General features: G+C 58.4%; 19 protein-coding genes. All 19 read left to right on the top strand.

Annotation, left to right across the window (positions count from 1 at the left end):
• Positions 1 to 971 precede the first annotated feature (971 nt).
• The 19 genes from QX071_RS20750 to QX071_RS20660 all read left to right on the top strand — a co-directional run bounded on the left by QX071_RS20750 (position 972) and on the right by QX071_RS20660 (position 15,387).
• Positions 972 to 1,829 (top strand): tail fiber domain-containing protein, encoded by an 858-nt coding sequence (locus QX071_RS20750; RefSeq protein WP_315704536.1) that lies wholly within the window; start codon positions 972 to 974, stop codon positions 1,827 to 1,829.
• A 69-nt stretch (positions 1,830 to 1,898) separates the two neighbouring features.
• Positions 1,899 to 3,110, top strand: coding sequence for a hypothetical protein (locus tag QX071_RS20745; protein ID WP_315704535.1), 1,212 nt, complete (start codon positions 1,899 to 1,901; stop codon positions 3,108 to 3,110).
• A gap of 123 nt (positions 3,111 to 3,233) precedes the next feature.
• Positions 3,234 to 3,692 carry a hypothetical protein gene (locus QX071_RS20740; protein ID WP_315704534.1) on the top strand — a complete coding sequence of 153 codons (459 nt, stop codon included), beginning with the start codon at positions 3,234 to 3,236 and terminating at the stop codon, positions 3,690 to 3,692.
• Positions 3,693 to 4,056: 364 nt separating this feature from the next.
• On the top strand, positions 4,057 to 4,662 hold the full coding sequence (locus QX071_RS20735) for a hypothetical protein (protein WP_315704533.1): 606 nt from the start codon (positions 4,057 to 4,059) through the stop codon (positions 4,660 to 4,662).
• Between the two features lie 25 nt (positions 4,663 to 4,687).
• On the top strand, positions 4,688 to 4,954 hold the full coding sequence (locus tag QX071_RS20730) for a hypothetical protein (protein ID WP_315704532.1): 267 nt from the start codon (positions 4,688 to 4,690) through the stop codon (positions 4,952 to 4,954).
• 8 nt (positions 4,955 to 4,962) lie between these two features.
• Positions 4,963 to 5,445, top strand: a complete 483-nt coding sequence (locus QX071_RS20725; RefSeq protein ID WP_315704531.1) for a hypothetical protein — start codon at positions 4,963 to 4,965, stop codon at positions 5,443 to 5,445.
• The gene (locus QX071_RS20720) at positions 5,414 to 5,617 is read left to right on the top strand and encodes a hypothetical protein (RefSeq protein ID WP_315704530.1); all 204 of its coding nucleotides are present in this window, start codon (positions 5,414 to 5,416) and stop codon (positions 5,615 to 5,617) included. Before QX071_RS20725 ends, QX071_RS20720 begins: the two co-directional genes overlap by 32 nt.
• Before the next feature lie 129 nt (positions 5,618 to 5,746).
• Entirely contained in the window at positions 5,747 to 6,763 is a 1,017-nt protein-coding gene (locus QX071_RS20715; protein ID WP_315704529.1) for a phage tail protein, read from the top strand.
• A 913-nt stretch (positions 6,764 to 7,676) separates the two neighbouring features.
• Positions 7,677 to 8,381 (top strand): hypothetical protein, encoded by a 705-nt coding sequence (locus QX071_RS20710; RefSeq protein WP_315704528.1) that lies wholly within the window; start codon positions 7,677 to 7,679, stop codon positions 8,379 to 8,381.
• A complete protein-coding gene (locus QX071_RS20705; protein WP_315704527.1) occupies positions 8,378 to 8,542 on the top strand; it encodes a hypothetical protein in 165 nt (54 codons plus the stop codon). The genes QX071_RS20710 and QX071_RS20705 overlap by 4 nt, the downstream gene beginning before the upstream one ends.
• 3 nt (positions 8,543 to 8,545) lie before the next feature.
• Positions 8,546 to 8,788 (top strand): hypothetical protein, encoded by a 243-nt coding sequence (locus tag QX071_RS20700; protein ID WP_315704955.1) that lies wholly within the window; start codon positions 8,546 to 8,548, stop codon positions 8,786 to 8,788.
• A gap of 1 nt (position 8,789) precedes the next feature.
• Positions 8,790 to 9,173, top strand: coding sequence for a hypothetical protein (locus tag QX071_RS20695; RefSeq protein ID WP_315704526.1), 384 nt, complete (start codon positions 8,790 to 8,792; stop codon positions 9,171 to 9,173).
• Positions 9,170 to 9,469: a hypothetical protein gene (locus QX071_RS20690; RefSeq protein ID WP_315704525.1), complete on the top strand. Its 300-nt coding sequence runs from the start codon at positions 9,170 to 9,172 to the stop codon at positions 9,467 to 9,469. The genes QX071_RS20695 and QX071_RS20690 overlap by 4 nt, the downstream gene beginning before the upstream one ends.
• A gap of 31 nt (positions 9,470 to 9,500) precedes the next feature.
• Positions 9,501 to 9,950: a GNAT family N-acetyltransferase gene (locus QX071_RS20685; protein ID WP_315704524.1), complete on the top strand. Its 450-nt coding sequence runs from the start codon at positions 9,501 to 9,503 to the stop codon at positions 9,948 to 9,950.
• 181 nt (positions 9,951 to 10,131) lie between these two features.
• Positions 10,132 to 11,403 (top strand): CoA transferase, encoded by a 1,272-nt coding sequence (locus QX071_RS20680; RefSeq protein ID WP_315704523.1) that lies wholly within the window; start codon positions 10,132 to 10,134, stop codon positions 11,401 to 11,403.
• Between the two features lie 138 nt (positions 11,404 to 11,541).
• Positions 11,542 to 12,762: an acyl-CoA dehydrogenase family protein gene (locus QX071_RS20675; RefSeq protein ID WP_315704522.1), complete on the top strand. Its 1,221-nt coding sequence runs from the start codon at positions 11,542 to 11,544 to the stop codon at positions 12,760 to 12,762.
• Between the two features lie 9 nt (positions 12,763 to 12,771).
• On the top strand, positions 12,772 to 13,338 hold the full coding sequence (locus QX071_RS20670) for a flavin reductase family protein (protein WP_315704521.1): 567 nt from the start codon (positions 12,772 to 12,774) through the stop codon (positions 13,336 to 13,338).
• A gap of 173 nt (positions 13,339 to 13,511) precedes the next feature.
• Entirely contained in the window at positions 13,512 to 14,519 is a 1,008-nt protein-coding gene (locus tag QX071_RS20665) for an ABC transporter substrate-binding protein (protein ID WP_315704520.1), read from the top strand.
• 52 nt (positions 14,520 to 14,571) lie between these two features.
• On the top strand, positions 14,572 to 15,387 hold the full coding sequence (locus QX071_RS20660; protein ID WP_315704519.1) for an ABC transporter permease: 816 nt from the start codon (positions 14,572 to 14,574) through the stop codon (positions 15,385 to 15,387).
• Positions 15,388 to 15,389: the final 2 nt, after the last annotated feature.

The raw sequence follows: 15,389 nt of genomic DNA, 5'->3' as shown, positions 1-15,389 counted from the left end.
TGGCTGGGTCGAGGGTGAAGGCTGAAGCACCGCCCAGGAAATACCAGGAAATATGGTCAGCTGACCGAACTGCTTGCTCAACCGCCGCTACGATCTTTCTGGTCGACGTCGTAGTCCAGCCGGCACAGTATCCAGCCATTCGGTCCGCCGACCGGTACGTAAGTTTTCGCAGATCACGTTCCGCATCTCCTCCCGCGTGTGGCGATTAATGCCGGCCACCGGTATCGCGTCTGGCTTGACAGATGTTCGATCGAGCGATGATGCATCTTTCGAGAGCCCGCTTTTTTTGCGACTCCTCCGGGGGCTCAAGGCCACACGTCATTGATTTCAGCAGTGTCGAATCGTGTTGCCATGCAACCAAGACGTTTGCCTGGTCGGGGGTGATTGTTTGGGAAGCCTTGCTCGAAGGCGAAACTGTTGGTGAGTCCCAGAAGTGACATGTGAGGGCTTTGATGCGGCTTTCAAACTGCGGCGTCGTATTCGAAGACTCCGTTGTGTCGGCAGAATCTGTAATAGATCATTGATATGAGTGAAGAGCAGTACGAGACTCGTGAATGGGCGGCGTTGGACGAAGGAAAAGTTCGTTGATCACTATTTAGGAGCGACGTCATCCGACGGTTCGGCGCTTGTTGCAGGACGGCCGCGGCCCGTTGACTAGCTGACGTCGGCGCCGCCTGCCTGATTTCTGGCGTCGCGGCAAGTCTATCTGAGGCAAAACGACGCAAATCCGAGCGCTCCTGCCGAGACCAATAATCCAAAGTCCGTGTTCGAATTCGGCGCGCCGGCTGTTCCTTCTGTTTCGACAAGCAATGCAGTTGGCGGTCGATAGCTGCTGAAATCCGCTCTGGGCGATCTCGACCCTTATCGCAATTCTGTTGACACCGACATCTTTGAGCAGCCGGCGCCGTGGCGCTGCGATCGAGCACGCGTCTGCGTCGACAATAGTTGATCTTTAGAAAGGAGATTCGCCAATGGGCGGGCAGTCCACCAGTACGACCACCCAGCAATCGCAAACAGCCCCCTGGCAGCCGGCGCAGCCGTTGCTCCAGGGAATCTTGTCGCAGCTGAGTAGCGGCGTGAGCAACAGCGGGCTGACCAGCGCAGAGACCGGCGCGCTCAATACACTGCAGAGCAACGCCGCCCAGGGTAATCCCTATGCCGGGCAGATCGGCAATTATGCGCAGTCGCTGCTCAATGGCGGCGGCGCTACGGCGCAGGCGCCGAACGTGCAAGCGAACCTGTCGACGCTGCAGAACTACCTGACGCCCTACGCCAATGGCAGCATGATCGGCAACAATCCGGCGCTCACCGCGCAGCTCGCGCAGATCCAGACTGACGTGGGCAACTCAGTGAACGGGCAGTTTGCCGCCGCAGGCCGCGACTTCAGCGGTGCGAACCAGATGGCTTATGGTCGGGGGATCGCCGCGGCCGAAGCGCCGGTCATCGCCGCGCAATATAACCAGGATGTCACCAACCAGCTCGCAGCCGCCAATTCGCTCTACGGCGCCGGCAACACCACAGTCAATACGCTGGCTGGCATGCAGCAGCAATATCTCGCAAACCAAGGGCAGGGCGTGACCGCTGCGCAGTCAGCGCTGGACGCGCAGAACTATGGTGCCAATGCCACGCTCGCCGAAGAAGCGCAACGGCGCGGCATCCCATTGCAGACATTGCAGCTGCTCGCGCAGATTGGAACGCCAATCGCGGGACTTGGCCAGCAGAGCAACAGCACGGGCACAACGGTCCAGGAAAAGTCCGGCGTCGATCAATTCGCCACGATCGCTGGCGGGATCGGTAGCCTCATCGGCGCGCTCAAGCCGAAAGGCTGAGGGCGCCGGCGTAGCGGCAGATCTGCGAAAGCCGATGTGGCGAATGAGCTCTATTGCAATGGATGCACAATGACGACTTCCGAAATCGAGTCCAAACTGACAGGTGTCGCCTTCGATCTCGCGAATGCAGGCTACACGCCGATGCACGATCCGGAGAAGGGGCAGGAGCACGCACCAATCGACGGCGACAACGCGGCGCTGCGTGAGGCCGCGGGGCGCCTCACTGAGGCGCACCAACCTTTGACCGTCAGGGAATATGTCGATGCCAAAGGTGAGCGCGCGGCACCAACTGAAGCCGTGACCCTGGCGCGCGCGGCGCGCGACCATGCGCGGGGCAGGGCGGCGGACAGGCGCGCTGCTCAAGCAGGGGAGGCTGAGGAAACCGCGCAACGCGTCGATGCACTACGTCAGGCCGTCCAAGCCAATGATGCAACAGCCGCGGACTTCTATGGGTTCAAGCATCCGGACGGCCAAGGCGACGATGGAGCGACGGCGCAAGCCCCTGAAAGCGGCTGGCCCGGAAGACCCTCGCGCGATGGTCATTCCTCCGATGAGATTGCGACCGAGCTCGAAAAGGCACTGCAGCATCCGCAGGTGCTGCAGGCCATCGAGGAGAAAATCGGTGAGGCGGAAAAGGCGAGACAAAGTTATCGCGATGGCCTTGCGGCGGCGATGCAACTCGCGCAGGCGAACTTTCTCGGCCAATTTCCGGAATTTTCAGGCATGGCGCCCGACCATATTCCAGCCGCGCTTGAGAAGATGTCGCGCGAAGAGCCGGCCAAGTTCGCCCGTGTCCAGTCCGCAGTTGCCGCGTCCGAACAGTTGCGTACGCAACAGGCTCACGCGCAGCAGCACCAGGCCGAGATGGAGCGGCAAAATTTCCAGAAGTTCGCGCAAGGCGAGGACGCGCGGCTTGAGGTCATGCTGAAAGATGAGCCCAAGGGGGTGCGGCAGGCGGTCGCGGCAGAGATCATGGCTGCCGCTAAGCAGAGCGGAATCGAACCGGCCGAGCTCAATCGGCTATTTCATACCGAGCCGTTGATGCGCCACGCCACCTTCCAGCGGATGATGTATGACGCGGCCAAGTACCGCCTCATGATGAAGTCCAAGGATGCGATTGCGGCGCGTCCGGTCCCGCCTGTCGTGCGTCCCGGCGTCGCGGCGAGCTCTGCCGAACGCGAGCGGGCCGATGTGCGAGCATTGAATGCACGGCTGTCGTCGTCAGGCGACCTCAAGGATGCCGTCTCGCTTTACCAGGCACGCAGAGCGAATCGGTCGTGATGTGCGCGGAGAGAGAAGCTCGTGCCATAGCCAGCAGCGTTCGGCCGTTGACACCGTTCTCTTTTTGTTCTATATGATGATTATCATCAGTCCCAAGTTGGGGTTCGTTTCGACGGTGCAACCATGAATTTCAGCGTGGGCGAATGGCTCGTGTTTGCCGTCCTCGATATGCTGATCAAGGTGGCTTTGGTCATCTTTGTCGTGCTGCTCATCTCGTTATACCTTGCGCCGATCATCCCCTTCGTAAGCGTTGGAGTGGGATTCTCGATACTCCATTTGGTCTGTCTGTTCTTGGCGGAGACCGCAGTGCTCTCGCTGGAGCTTGTGAATTGGCGGCCTCGAGCTGTTCTGAAGGCTGCACTCACAATCGCAATCGCAAACATCCTTTTCGTTGTGTGCGGAGCGACCTTTATTACGCTGATGTACCAATCCAGGAACTTGAATCATAAAATATCAATTGTTGTTTTGTACATCGCGTGTTTGGCAATTACGAACTTCATTCCCTTGTTTTTTGTCTTGGCACTTCGCCTTGTGGCAAGGCTCATGAGAAGGTTCGTATGTCGGTGTGCTCCCGCAGGATGAATTGAACCTGACGCGCTCTTACGTGCAGGTGATGCGCTTAAGTGCAGTTCTTGCAGAGAGATTGAGGACCTTTGCGGGGGGGCGTTCTGCGGGCGACGCGTTAGGGCAGCTCGATCGCATATTGCCGATCTGATACGCCGCAATCGATTTCTTCACGATTCTATAGGCGGGCGCCGAACCGATCACGCACGGCGCTGAAGTCGCGTATCAACGTGCCTTGATTCGGGCCGCGTGCATTGTCATCGGCCAATCGTATCATCCTTAAAATCGTAGTTAGTCGCGGTTGCACGCTGCTCAGATTTGTCCCGATCTGTTGGATTGGCTTTCCCAGAAATCATTCTTTGGAGCTAATATGGATGCTGTAATGCAATCACCGATCCGCCGTACAATTCCGTTCAGCGGCGGAGCTGAGATCACTATTCCGAGCGGGCCTCATCAGTACTCAACAAAGACTTGGGTGGGCAGCATCTCCCGAGGACACACACCAGAGCAGGCCTTTGAAGCGTTGTCTTGGCATGCGACGCCGTTTCAAAGAGTCAAGAGTGTTGATGGAGGTACCGTTGAAATTCCTGGCATTGGACCAGTACGACAACTGGTCGATCCGGACCGGCTCACGATCGTGAATACGACTCTGCCGGATCACTTGCTTCATCCGGGCAACGTATTTCGCAAAATTGTCCAGGAGGGTGATGATCTGTACGTCGTTACGCAAGGCTATGGAACAGGAATTTTTCCGACGGTCAATGAGCTCGGTGCTGGGAGTCTCTGGTCGGGAGTTGATTCGAATGTTTTCATGAAATTGAATCCTCCTCTAAAGCCGTTCGAATATGATTATCCAATGGACGAAATGAACGCGGTTGCGAACATGAGCAAACAACTGCCCTCCCAATTCCAAAGGCCTGATGCTGCGCCGGCAGAGCTCCGGCCAGAGTTCAAAACGCCGCCGCCGATCTTTTTCTCTCCTCGTTGATTTCGCTCTCTTTCGGAGATTTCTCATGCCTGACGAACGCCGCAACTTCATCGAGCGCTCAGACTCTATCACCGGAAATCTTTATGGTCAGCCGATGTCGCTTGAGCGGATCGCGGAAAATTTCGCGCTTTACGGTCTGCAGAAGCGTGTCGCGGCACTCGAGAGTTTCGATGCCGAATTGCGTGAGGGTATCGAGGCAAGCCCTGGCGACTTGCGACGCCATGCGCGAATGCTCGAGCTTCGGCGCAACATGGGCAGCGTCCACGCGGCGCTTCGCAACGCGGGCCGATGATCAATCCCGTGCTGGAGGCGCTGGCGCGGGCGCGTCAGCAGTGTGCACCCTTGTTCGCCCGCTGGTGCGCACGCGAGGGAGCGATGTTTTGTCCAGCCGCGCCAGCCACCGTCGCCAGCTTCGTGCGGGATTGTGCAGGACTCGGCATTGCACAGCTTTGGCCGGCGTTGCAGGACATCTCCAGGCTGCACACCTCCAAGGGGCTCGCCGATCCGACGTTGAGCGAGCCGGTCGTCTCCGCAATCAACGAACTGAGCGGGATCGCACCGCCACGCTCCTGGCCGGCCGATCGCAAAGCGCGCTTCAAAACGCTGCCATATGACCTCCAGGCCTTCATCGTGGGGCACGAGGCGGCGCGGGAGAGGGCTTTGCGGCGCGCGCAGAACCAAGCGGCTGCAGCCAGGCAGAAATTGGCAGCCATCCAACATGCATCAATATCGGAAGAAAGCAGCGGATCTCATGAAGACACCTCGCAACAGCCCATCCCTTGAAGAGCGTATCAAGGCCATCCGCGCCGAAATCGAAGCGGTGATCGAGGCGCGCGTCGCGGCGGTCGCCCAGGACAGTCCGGGGGTGCCGAGCGGCGTGATCCGCAATCTGCTGACCGCGCGTGCGCCGAGCTGCGCGTGCGCGCAATATCTCGAACTCAACCGGGAGCAATGAGCGACGGCAACGTCGCTCCGGCGCTCATTCGGTCTATCCTGACGCGCGCCTTGCATGCTCCAGTGACAACAGGCGATGGCGCCGGCGGCGATCCTCAAGTGGGATCGCCGCTTTTCTTTGAGGAATGACATGACGCTCTACAGATGGTCACAGACGGCCTCCGCAGATGCTACAGCCGATCCCACGATCAACTGGTCCGAAGGGCAGGTGCCTTCGAGCATCAACGACTCAGCCCGGGCGATGATGGCGGCAACCGCTAAATATCGCGACGATATCTCAGGTGCGACCGTCACCTCGGGCACAAGCACCGCTTATACGCTCGTGAGCTATCAGCAATTCGATACGCTCGTACATCTCAACGGCCAGATGATCGCGTTCACGCCGCACACGACCAACGGTGCAACCGTGACATTGAACGTCGACTCGCTCGGCGCCAAGCCGTTGCGGAGTGCGCCGAATGCTGAGTTGCTGGCCGGTACGATCCTGCAGGGAACGCCGTATCTTGCGGTCTATAATCAGACCGATGGAGTGTTCTATCTGCACGGGTTCTACGGCAATCCGTACAACATCCCGCTGGCCGCCGGTCTTGACTTCTGGGGGCCGACCGCGCCGAACAGCTCGTTTGCGTTCCCCTACGGTCAGGCAATCAGCCGTGCGACTTATGCCGCGCTCTTTGCACTGGTCGGGACGACCTATGGCGGCGGGGACGGATCGACGACGTTCAATTTACCCGATCTGCGGGGACGCGTCACGGCGCGTCCGGACAATATGGGGGGAACGACCGCAAATCGGCTGGTCAACGGAAGTCTGGCGGGACTTCGCCACAGTCTTGGAGGGGCCGGAGGCGAAGATGCGCACACGCTAACCGTGGCTGAGATTCCGTCACACTTTCACAGCGCGAGCATTTACGATCCTGGGCACGCGCACTCGGCAAGCAACTTTTTCTCTCCGGGCGGGGGGCCGGGAGGTGTTGGCGGTGGTGGAGGTTACGGCATCCCAGTCGGCGGCAACACCGCACCAAGTGGAACGGGTGTTCGGGTGAACAGTGCGAACGGACTGGATACGACCTACAGCCAGGGCGGCGGCGCAGCGCACAACATCGTTCAGCCAACTATATTGTGCAACTATATCGTGCGGATTATCTGAATAGCGAGAGAAATCGACGAGTACTCATTAGAAAGTAGTCGCAGCGTTCGACGAATCGAAAGCAAGATCCTTCAACATGCGGTCGCCCATTCGGGGCGATAATGGCTCGGTATAGCGGTTTCGCAGCTGCAAATGCTGCTTTCGGACGAACGGCGGCAGTGGCGCAAGCCAGCGCGATAGCCAAAGCCCAACGAAGATGTGGCCGATCATTTCGCGATAAGTGAACGTCTACCCCATTGTGCAAAAGTAACGATTGGGCGCAGTTGCGGACTTCGTCGCAGAAATTGCGTCCAGCGCTTGGTCCTCAGCGTGTACTGGCCACCGCAAGCCAGTGCCATCTCCGTAAGGGGCATAACGCGTAGCCGGCGAACGATGTGCCCGATCTGCGGAACAATGCGGTCTCGGCCCTTCTATAGATTAGAGTAGGATGTAGGTTCGTCCATTCCGCCTCTGCGCTTTCGCACGCGCGCATGGTGCGATGCTCTGCGGCGCGCAGATCGACCATGTCTTCGCGCTCGCGCTCATCTTCCTAATCTATAGGTTGGTGAAGGTGCTCGTTGACGTGATCACGATTACCCGCCGCGGCCCAGGGCGAAGTATTTCTGGCATAGCTTTTGAGAACGCTACAGGACTGCTGTCACAGTAGATGACTTGCGACTCCGGGAAGCGGATTGTGTCTGGTCGCCCAAGATCAGCGGCGATCCATCGGGGGGAGGTTTACGCGAGACTTAAATAGCTCAGCGAACCTATTTGGCGATATGATAGCCGACCATGCTACTTGCTCCAAGTATTATGCTCGTCACGGTTGCCGCCCTCCTATTCACAAACCGAAGACGCGCGAGGCAATCACACGACCTCGTCGCGAACAAGTACGCAGCCGCGAATTGGGCGGCTTTCTCGTTATGGATTGCAAATGCTCAACCCTTCACTGCTGACCGACGCTAACGCCTGCCGCTGGAACAAAGCAAAGCCGGTGCGAGATTTTGTATCAGTCGCTCAACGTATGGTAGCCAAGAAGGCCCGCTATCAAGCGGTTGAGAAGGTTACCCGTGTCCCCTGGCCGGTGATCGCCGTTATTCACGAGCGCGAGTGCTCACAAAGCTGGGGAGGCTCCCTGGCCCAAGGGGATCCCTGGAACAAGGTCTCAGTCCATGTGCCGGCCGGCCGAGGGCCTTTCGGATCCTGGGAAGAGGCAGCTGTCGACGCGCTGGTCAACTGCCCTCCGCACGCGGCACGCTGGAAGGACTGGTCAGTCGCGGGCGCTCTGACCCTGCTCGAGCAGTATAATGGTCTCGGCTATGCCCGTCGGGGCGTTCCGTCGCCGTATGTATGGGCGGGCACGAATCAATATCGTGCCGGAAAATACGTTCGCGACGGCGTTTACGATCCGGTGGCGGTGGACCGGCAGCTCGGTTGCGCAGGTCTGCTGATGGCCATGATGGGGCTTGATCCGAGCATCACGTTTCCGCCTTCGGAGACGGCCTCGGTTCGACCCCACTCGTCGGCGGATCCGCCGCCCATATCGCCTCAGATATCCATTTCGAACCCGGCCAAAGGCTCCATCGGAGCCTTTTTTGTTGCCTTGATGAAATCCATCTTCGGAAGGAGAACGACATGATCGAATTTGGCTCTGCATTCTGTCTTGGTGTCGCGGCGGGCGGCGCACTGGTCTGGTCCTTCAAGAGCAGACTCCTGGCGCTCTCGATCGGAGCCAACGCGTTAGCGACCAGGCTTGCCGGCGCGGCGAAGGCGCTCGCAGCTTTGATCCGAAGGGCCTGATTGATGTGGCCAAAAATCAAGGCGGCCTGTCTGCATTCTCTGACCATCGCATGGGGCTACACGCTCGCCTTGATCGGCGGCTTCATGTCCCTGATCGATAGTGTCGGCGATGCGCTCGGTGATCCCAACATCAAGGACCAGATCAATTCTGCAGTCGGCGATGCCAGGACGACTGGCCGCATTCTCCTCGTGATCTCGCTGATCACGATCTTGGCGCGCGCGCGATCCTTGAAGAAGGGAGGCTGACATGTGGATGACAATCGTGAGCTTTCTCGGCGGTCCGGTGATCAAGGGGCTGATCGATGCCTATCAAGCCAAGCTGAATGCGGGTAACACTGAAGCCAAGATCGCGGCCGATCTTGCGGCTTCCGAGATTGCGGCACAGGTCTCCGAGTCGAACGCAATCCTGCGATATCGCGAGGCGGAAATCGGTCATTGGTATGAGCCGGACAAGCTGATCGGTTATTGCGTGGCGATCTATTTCGCAAAACTCCTGGTGTGGGACAAGGTGCTTGGGTTCGGGACTACGGAGCCGCTTGCGGGATTCGTGTCGGTGACCGCAAATCTCGTCATATCGTTCTATTTCGCTAAGCGCGGCTTCGAAAACGTTGCGAGAATCATTCGGCGATGAGCGTTATCCAAGAAGATATCAAAGCCATCGTCGCCGAGACCCTGGCCGAACAGCACAGGCTGCAACGTGAGGAGATCGACGCGGTCGTCCTTCGGGCAATCGTGACGATTCTGACATCCTTTGGCATCGAGGAGGAGGACCGCAAAGAGTTGCGAGCTGATTTCCAGCATCTTCGTCGATGGCGCAAGAGCGTCGAGCAAGCCCAGAGCTACACGTTCAAGGCGGTCATCACCGTCATCGTAACGGGCTTTGTTGGAGCGGTATGGCTCGGCATCAAGGTCATCATTGGGAAGTGATCGATAAGGCGGGCAAGGTCAAGGATTTCAGATGTATCATATCCGCGAAGTAGACGCTTGCGATGAAGATGTTGCCGACAGTCTCGCTGATCTTCATCGCCAAACCTTCCTTGACAGGGCGCCGCTGCCTGACTTCGATGCCGGGCATTGGTGGATCGCATACGAGCAGGGCGTTCCCGTTGCGTTTGCCGGTCTCGTTCCCTCATCAATAGGATCGGAAGCCGGCTATTTCTGCCGGGTTGGAGTAGCAAGAGAGCATTGCGGTCGTGGTCTCCAACTCAGGCTGATGCGCGCGGCTGAGTGGCGCGGGCGGCGGAACGGGTGGTCCTGCATCGTGTCCGACACGACGGACAACGTCATCTCTGCGAACAACTTGATCCGCGGCGGCTATCGACTGTTTCGCCCACAGTCACCCTGGGGTTGGTCGAGTACGCTCTACTGGCGCAAGCTGATCGAGCCCTTTGAGTGCTCCGTTCGATGAAAGATTGCAGTGCAGCAAAGGTCATGCCCGGCGGCCAAGGCCGCCGGGCCTTTTTTTGTGTGCCCGGTTGAGCTAACGACACGCTACAGCGGCCCTTCTGAATGATCGATAGGGCTCTGCTGCGCCATGCTGAAGATCACGAAGATGATCGACAATGAGTTCGACGGAAGGAGCGAGACGCATGGTCACCAAAGTGCCATTGCCAGAACGGTCACCTCGCCGAAAGGACGCGCCGACGGCCCTGGACGGGATGCTCGTAATCGACTTCACGCGGGTCGTGGCGGGGCCAGTCTGCACGCAAATGTTGGGCGATTTCGGTGCTGATGTCATCAAGATCGAGCACCCCGAAGAAGGAGACGATACGCGAGCCTACGAACACGCGGAGGTTGTAGGCGAGAGCGCGGCGTTCCTCAGCCTCAATCGCAACAAACGCGCGATGACAATGGACCTAGCGGTGCCGAAGGCCAGGGACATTGCGCGCGATCTGATCGAGAGGGCCGACGTGGTGGTCGAGAATTTTTCCACTGGAATCATGGACAAGTTCGGCCTGGACTACGCAACCGTTTCCGCAAACAATCCAGGTCTCGTCTATTGCTCGATTTCAGCGTACGGCCGTTCGGGACAATTTGCGTCGCGACCGGGTTTTGATCCGATCACCCAGGCCGAGAGTGGCTTCATGTCCCTCAATGGGTTTGCGGATGGTCCGCCGGTGCGGACGGGACCTCCTGTCATTGACCTCGCGACGGGCATGTCCGCCTGCAACGCGATTCTATTGGCGCTGCTTGCTCGCGAACGGCTCGGGCGAGGGCAGCACGTGGATGTCGCTCTTTTCGACGTCGCGATGAACATGACGAGCTTCTACGGCATGGCGTACCTGCTCAGTGGATTCAATCCGGGGCGTTTTGGCAACTCCCCGAACGGATCACCTACAGTCGGTGTGTATGAAGCCTCCGATGGCCCCCTTTACATCGCCTGCGCCAACGACCGCCTCTATCGGAGGCTGGTCACGGAAGTGCTTGACCGCCCTGATCTGCTCGACGATCCGCAGTTTGCCACGCGCAAGTCGCGATCGCTGAACAAAGAGAAGCTGCGCGCGATTTTCGCCGAGATTTTCGCGATAGACCATCTTGAAACATGGATGACAAAACTGAAGCAGGCCCACATTCCCGCCGGCTATCTCCGCACCATCGCGGAGGCGTTCGAGGCACCGGAAGTGCGGGGGCGCGGTCGGGTTTGCCAGATTCCGCACCACACAGCGGGCAGAGTTCCTAATATTGAACCGGCGATCAGTATGAGTCTGACGCCACCGGTCGAACCCATGGCAGCCCCGACCTTGGGGCAACATACGACCGAGGTCTTAAAGACGATCTTGGGCTATGATGATTGCTGCATTGCGGCGCTGCAGCGAGCAGGCGCTTTCGGACGAGTCCAGACGCGTGACAGCGCGTTCTGACTGGAGAATCCGACTGAGGAATCGCAGATTCGAACCGCTGCACGAATTGCCAACCGTGTGATAACGGATCAAAATGCGATGGTCGCAATTGGTATCGCCTGAAACGAGATGATGGACCGTTCGCGGAGCACGTTCGGGATGACGACCAAGCAGCAGCCAAGCTCGTATCAGGGCGATGAGCGACCGGATGCCTTTGCGCCCGTCGAAGCGCGGGCGATGGCACTCTTGCCATTGCTTCGTGAACGTGCCGAACGAACCGAAGAGCTGCGTCGCGTGCCCCCCGAGACCGAACAGGATCTCCTGGAAGCCGGGTTGTTCCGAATCCTGCAGCCAAAGCGGGTCGGTGGCCGTGAGCTGGATTACGTCGCATTGGTCGATTGTGCGGATTTGCTTGCACGCGCGGATGCATCGGTGGCTTGGAATGTCGCCAACCTGGCGAGCCACCACTGGATGTTGGCGATGTTCGATCCGCGGGCACAGGATCGGATTTGGGGCGATGACGCCAATACGTTGATCGCCTCTTCTTTTATCTTCCCAGCGGGCCGGGCCAAGAAAGTGAATGGCGGCTACGAATTGCGCGGAAGTTGGCCGTTGTCGTCTGGCGTTGCCTCGTGTCAGTGGAATATGCTGGCAAGTGTAGTCTCCTCCGAGGACGAGGCAGACGGCGTGGAATATCGCATTTTTCTTTTGCCACGGGCAGACTACAACATCCTTGATACCTGGAATGCAGCCGGGCTGAGGGGAACTGGCTCCAACGATGTCGAAGTGCGGGATGCCTTTGTCGCCGACGAGATGACAATCGGGGTGAACAGTCTCGCCGGCGGAATATCCCCAGGTAGCGGCCTCAATCCCAGCCCGCTGTACCGGTTGCCAGTGTTCTCGCTATTTCCCTTTGCCATTTCGGGCGTTGCCCTCGGCAACGCTCAGGCATGTCTTGAGGACTATATCGACGGTGCGCGGCATCGCGCGTCGACCTACAATAGGGCAAAGCTCAGTGACCTCCAGAGCACGCAACTAAAAATTGCCGAAGCATCCGCTAAGATAGATACAGCCCGCATGATTATGCGAGCGAGCTGCACCCGTGCCATGGAGGATGCGCGGCGAGGCATCATTCCGGACATGATGACCAAGACGCGGTATCGGCGTGACGGAGCTTATGCCGTCAATCTATGCACAGAGGCCGTCTCCCTGCTGTTTGCGGCGAGCGGCGCGCGAGGGTTGTTCACGAGTGGAGTGCTGCAGCGGCGGTTTCGCGATGCACACGCGATCAATTCCCATATTGCATTTAACTTCGACGCAGCTGGGACCAGCTATGGTCGGGTGGTGCTCGGTCTGCCCTCCGATAACCTGACGCTGTGAGACGGCAGGATGAACGATACGCCGAAGTGTCCAGTTGTGCCTGATCCAGCGAAAGAACTCGCTAGCGATAGTTCACCAATCGACGCACGGGATTTTCGCAACGCGCTTGGGGCTTATGGAACAGGCGTCACGATCATCACTGCGGCCGACGCGGCCGGCCGACCATACGGATTGACCTGCAACTCGTTTGCGTCGGTGTCGCTCAATCCGCCCCTGGTCCTCTGGAGCCTGCTGCTCTATTCCTCCAGTCTGAACGTGTTTCAGAACGCAAGTCATTTTACCGTCAATGTCTTGGGGACATCGCAGCAGGCGCTGGCGAACAAGTTCGCCAAGTCATCCGAAGATAAATTCATCGGGGTCGAGTGGAGTCCCGGCCTTGGAAGAGCACCGGTACTCAAGGAAAGCGTCGCGAATTTCCAGTGTCGATCGGTCGGCCGGTATTATGGTGGAGACCACGTGATATTTCTCGGCGCGGTGGAAGCATATTCCTATAGTCCGACCGAGCCGCTTTTGTTTGTGCGCGGCCGCTTCGGCCGCTTCGAGGCTACCGACGAACGCAACATGGATGAAGCTTGATCGCCCGCTGCCTCGGAGAGCTCCGCCTGCGCTTTGTATGACTTGGGAGTGTAGCACGTTCAGATAGTTGTTTTATCCAAGACATCAAAGGATTGTGTCGCAAATCCTTCATGTGCGCCCTTTAGGGGAAACCGTCACTGGCTGAGATGCCGGAGCCACGGAGTCCTTAGTTCATGAATGTCATCCGCTTCATCGTCGTTCTGTTCGCCCTGGCCGTCCTGGCGCCCTGGCAATCGGCCAAGGCGGCAGACGTCATTTGCTACAATTGTCCGCCGGAATGGGCCGATTGGGCTTCCATGCTCAAATCCATCAAGGCCGACCTCGGCTATGACATTCCGCACGACAACAAGAACTCGGGGCAGGCATTGGCTCAGATTCTTGCGGAGAAGAGCAATCCGGTCGGAGATATCGGCTATTTCGGTGTCACGTTCGGTATGAAAGCCAAAGCGCAGGATGCGTTGGAGCCATATAAGCCGGCGCATTGGGACCAGGTTCCTGCCGGCCTCAAAGATCGGGACGGATATTGGACAACGATCCACTCCGGCACGCTGGGCCTGTTCGTGAACAAGGATGCGCTTGGCGGGAAGCCGGTGCCGGCGTGCTGGAAGGACCTGCTCAAGCCCGACTACAAGGGAATGGTCGGGTACCTGGATCCGAGCTCCGCAGCTGTGGGTTATGTCGGCGCTGTCGCAGTCAATCTTGCGCTTGGCGGATCTGCCACCAATTTCGACCCGGCAATCAGCTATTTCAAGGAACTGCGTAAGAACGATCCGATCGTGCCCAAGCAGACTTCCTATGCCCGCGTTGTCTCGGGCGAAATGCCGATCCTGCTCGATTATGATTTCAACGCCTATCGCGCCAAATATTCCGAGAAGGGGAACTTTGAGTTTGTGATTCCCTGTGAGGGATCAGTCATGTTCCCTTATGTTGTCGGCCTGGTGAAGAACGCTCCGGACAAGGAAAAGGCGAAGAAGGTTCTGGACTATCTCTTGTCCGATAAGGGGCAGGCGATCTGGACCAATGCCTATCTGCGCCCGGCGCGCCCGATTGATCTCCCCGAGTCGGTAAAGAGCAAATTCCTGCCGGACGCCGATTATGCGCGGGCCAAGAGCGTCGATTGGGGCGAAATGGAAAATGCACAAAAGGGCTTCGTTGAGCGATATCTCGACGAGGTCAGGTAAGGTGGCAGAATCAGCTGCCCTAGTTTGAGCTCAATCAGGGCACCGTTGTCGCATGTCGCATCGATCCTTTGTTTGGCTTTGCTTGCTGCCGTTGAGTGTCTTGACGGCAGCTTTCTTTCTGTTGCCGATGGCGCAACTTCTCGTCACCGGGGCCGAAGGTCCAAACGGGCTGGCAGAATACTTCTCCATTTTGGCCGAACCGCGCTATCGCAGTACTCTCGTGAACACTCTGATACTTGCTGCGATCACCACGATGGTAACCTTGGCGGTGGCAACGATCGCCGGAATATTTCTGCAGCGGCATCGCTTTCCTGGCCGGTCCTTGTTGGTCGCCTTCTTGACCTTTCCGTTGGCGTTTCCTGGCGTTGTCGTCGGCTTTATGATCATCCTGCTTGCCGGCCGCCAAGGTGTAGTCGGCGATTTGTCGAGCCGCCTGATCGGAGACAAGCTCGTTTTCGCCTATTCGATCTACGGCCTGTTTTTAGGCTATCTCTATTTTTCGATTCCGCGGGTGATTCTAACGATCATGGCGGCCGTGCAAAAGCTCGATCCCGCTCTGGAAGAGGCGGCGCGGTCGCTCGGGGCAGGGCCGTGGGCCGTACAACGTGACGTCGTGCTGCCGGCTTTGATGCCGGCGCTGATCGCCTCGGGTGCTATCGCGTTTGCAACTGCCATGGGTGCATTCGGCACCGCCTTCACGCTTGCGACCAATATCGATGTGCTGCCGATGCTGATCTATACAGAGTTCACACTGGCCGGAAATCTGGCCACCTCAGCCGCGCTGTCAGTCGGATTGGGCGTGATTACTTGGCTGATCCTGGCGCTGGCCCGATCGTTCAGCGGCAATGCCGTTGCTGCCGCGGGTTGATG

It is taken from the genome of Bradyrhizobium sp. SZCCHNS1022 (assembly GCF_032484835.1).
GTDB lineage: Bacteria > Pseudomonadota > Alphaproteobacteria > Rhizobiales > Xanthobacteraceae > Bradyrhizobium.
The sequence above is the reverse complement of the archived record's forward strand: the minus strand, read 5'-3'. Positions and strand labels throughout refer to the sequence as shown.

Bases quoted from the DNA above. Each gene is read 5' to 3' on its own strand.
- QX071_RS20750 (WP_315704536.1), top strand. From the start codon at position 972: ATGGGCGGGCAGTCCACCAGTACGACCACCCAGCAATCGCAAACAGCC.
- QX071_RS20745 (WP_315704535.1), top strand. From the start codon at position 1,899: ATGACGACTTCCGAAATCGAGTCCAAACTGACAGGTGTCGCCTTCGAT.
- QX071_RS20740 (WP_315704534.1), top strand. From the start codon at position 3,234: ATGAATTTCAGCGTGGGCGAATGGCTCGTGTTTGCCGTCCTCGATATG.
- QX071_RS20735 (WP_315704533.1), top strand. From the start codon at position 4,057: ATGCAATCACCGATCCGCCGTACAATTCCGTTCAGCGGCGGAGCTGAG.
- QX071_RS20730 (WP_315704532.1), top strand. From the start codon at position 4,688: ATGCCTGACGAACGCCGCAACTTCATCGAGCGCTCAGACTCTATCACC.
- QX071_RS20720 (WP_315704530.1), top strand. From the start codon at position 5,414: ATGAAGACACCTCGCAACAGCCCATCCCTTGAAGAGCGTATCAAGGCC.
- QX071_RS20715 (WP_315704529.1), top strand. From the start codon at position 5,747: ATGACGCTCTACAGATGGTCACAGACGGCCTCCGCAGATGCTACAGCC.
- QX071_RS20710 (WP_315704528.1), top strand. From the start codon at position 7,677: ATGCTCAACCCTTCACTGCTGACCGACGCTAACGCCTGCCGCTGGAAC.
- QX071_RS20705 (WP_315704527.1), top strand. From the start codon at position 8,378: ATGATCGAATTTGGCTCTGCATTCTGTCTTGGTGTCGCGGCGGGCGGC.
- QX071_RS20700 (WP_315704955.1), top strand. From the start codon at position 8,546: ATGTGGCCAAAAATCAAGGCGGCCTGTCTGCATTCTCTGACCATCGCA.
- QX071_RS20695 (WP_315704526.1), top strand. From the start codon at position 8,790: ATGTGGATGACAATCGTGAGCTTTCTCGGCGGTCCGGTGATCAAGGGG.
- QX071_RS20690 (WP_315704525.1), top strand. From the start codon at position 9,170: ATGAGCGTTATCCAAGAAGATATCAAAGCCATCGTCGCCGAGACCCTG.
- QX071_RS20685 (WP_315704524.1), top strand. From the start codon at position 9,501: ATGTATCATATCCGCGAAGTAGACGCTTGCGATGAAGATGTTGCCGAC.
- QX071_RS20680 (WP_315704523.1), top strand. From the start codon at position 10,132: ATGGTCACCAAAGTGCCATTGCCAGAACGGTCACCTCGCCGAAAGGAC.
- QX071_RS20675 (WP_315704522.1), top strand. From the start codon at position 11,542: ATGACGACCAAGCAGCAGCCAAGCTCGTATCAGGGCGATGAGCGACCG.
- QX071_RS20670 (WP_315704521.1), top strand. From the start codon at position 12,772: ATGAACGATACGCCGAAGTGTCCAGTTGTGCCTGATCCAGCGAAAGAA.
- QX071_RS20665 (WP_315704520.1), top strand. From the start codon at position 13,512: ATGAATGTCATCCGCTTCATCGTCGTTCTGTTCGCCCTGGCCGTCCTG.
- QX071_RS20660 (WP_315704519.1), top strand. From the start codon at position 14,572: ATGTCGCATCGATCCTTTGTTTGGCTTTGCTTGCTGCCGTTGAGTGTC.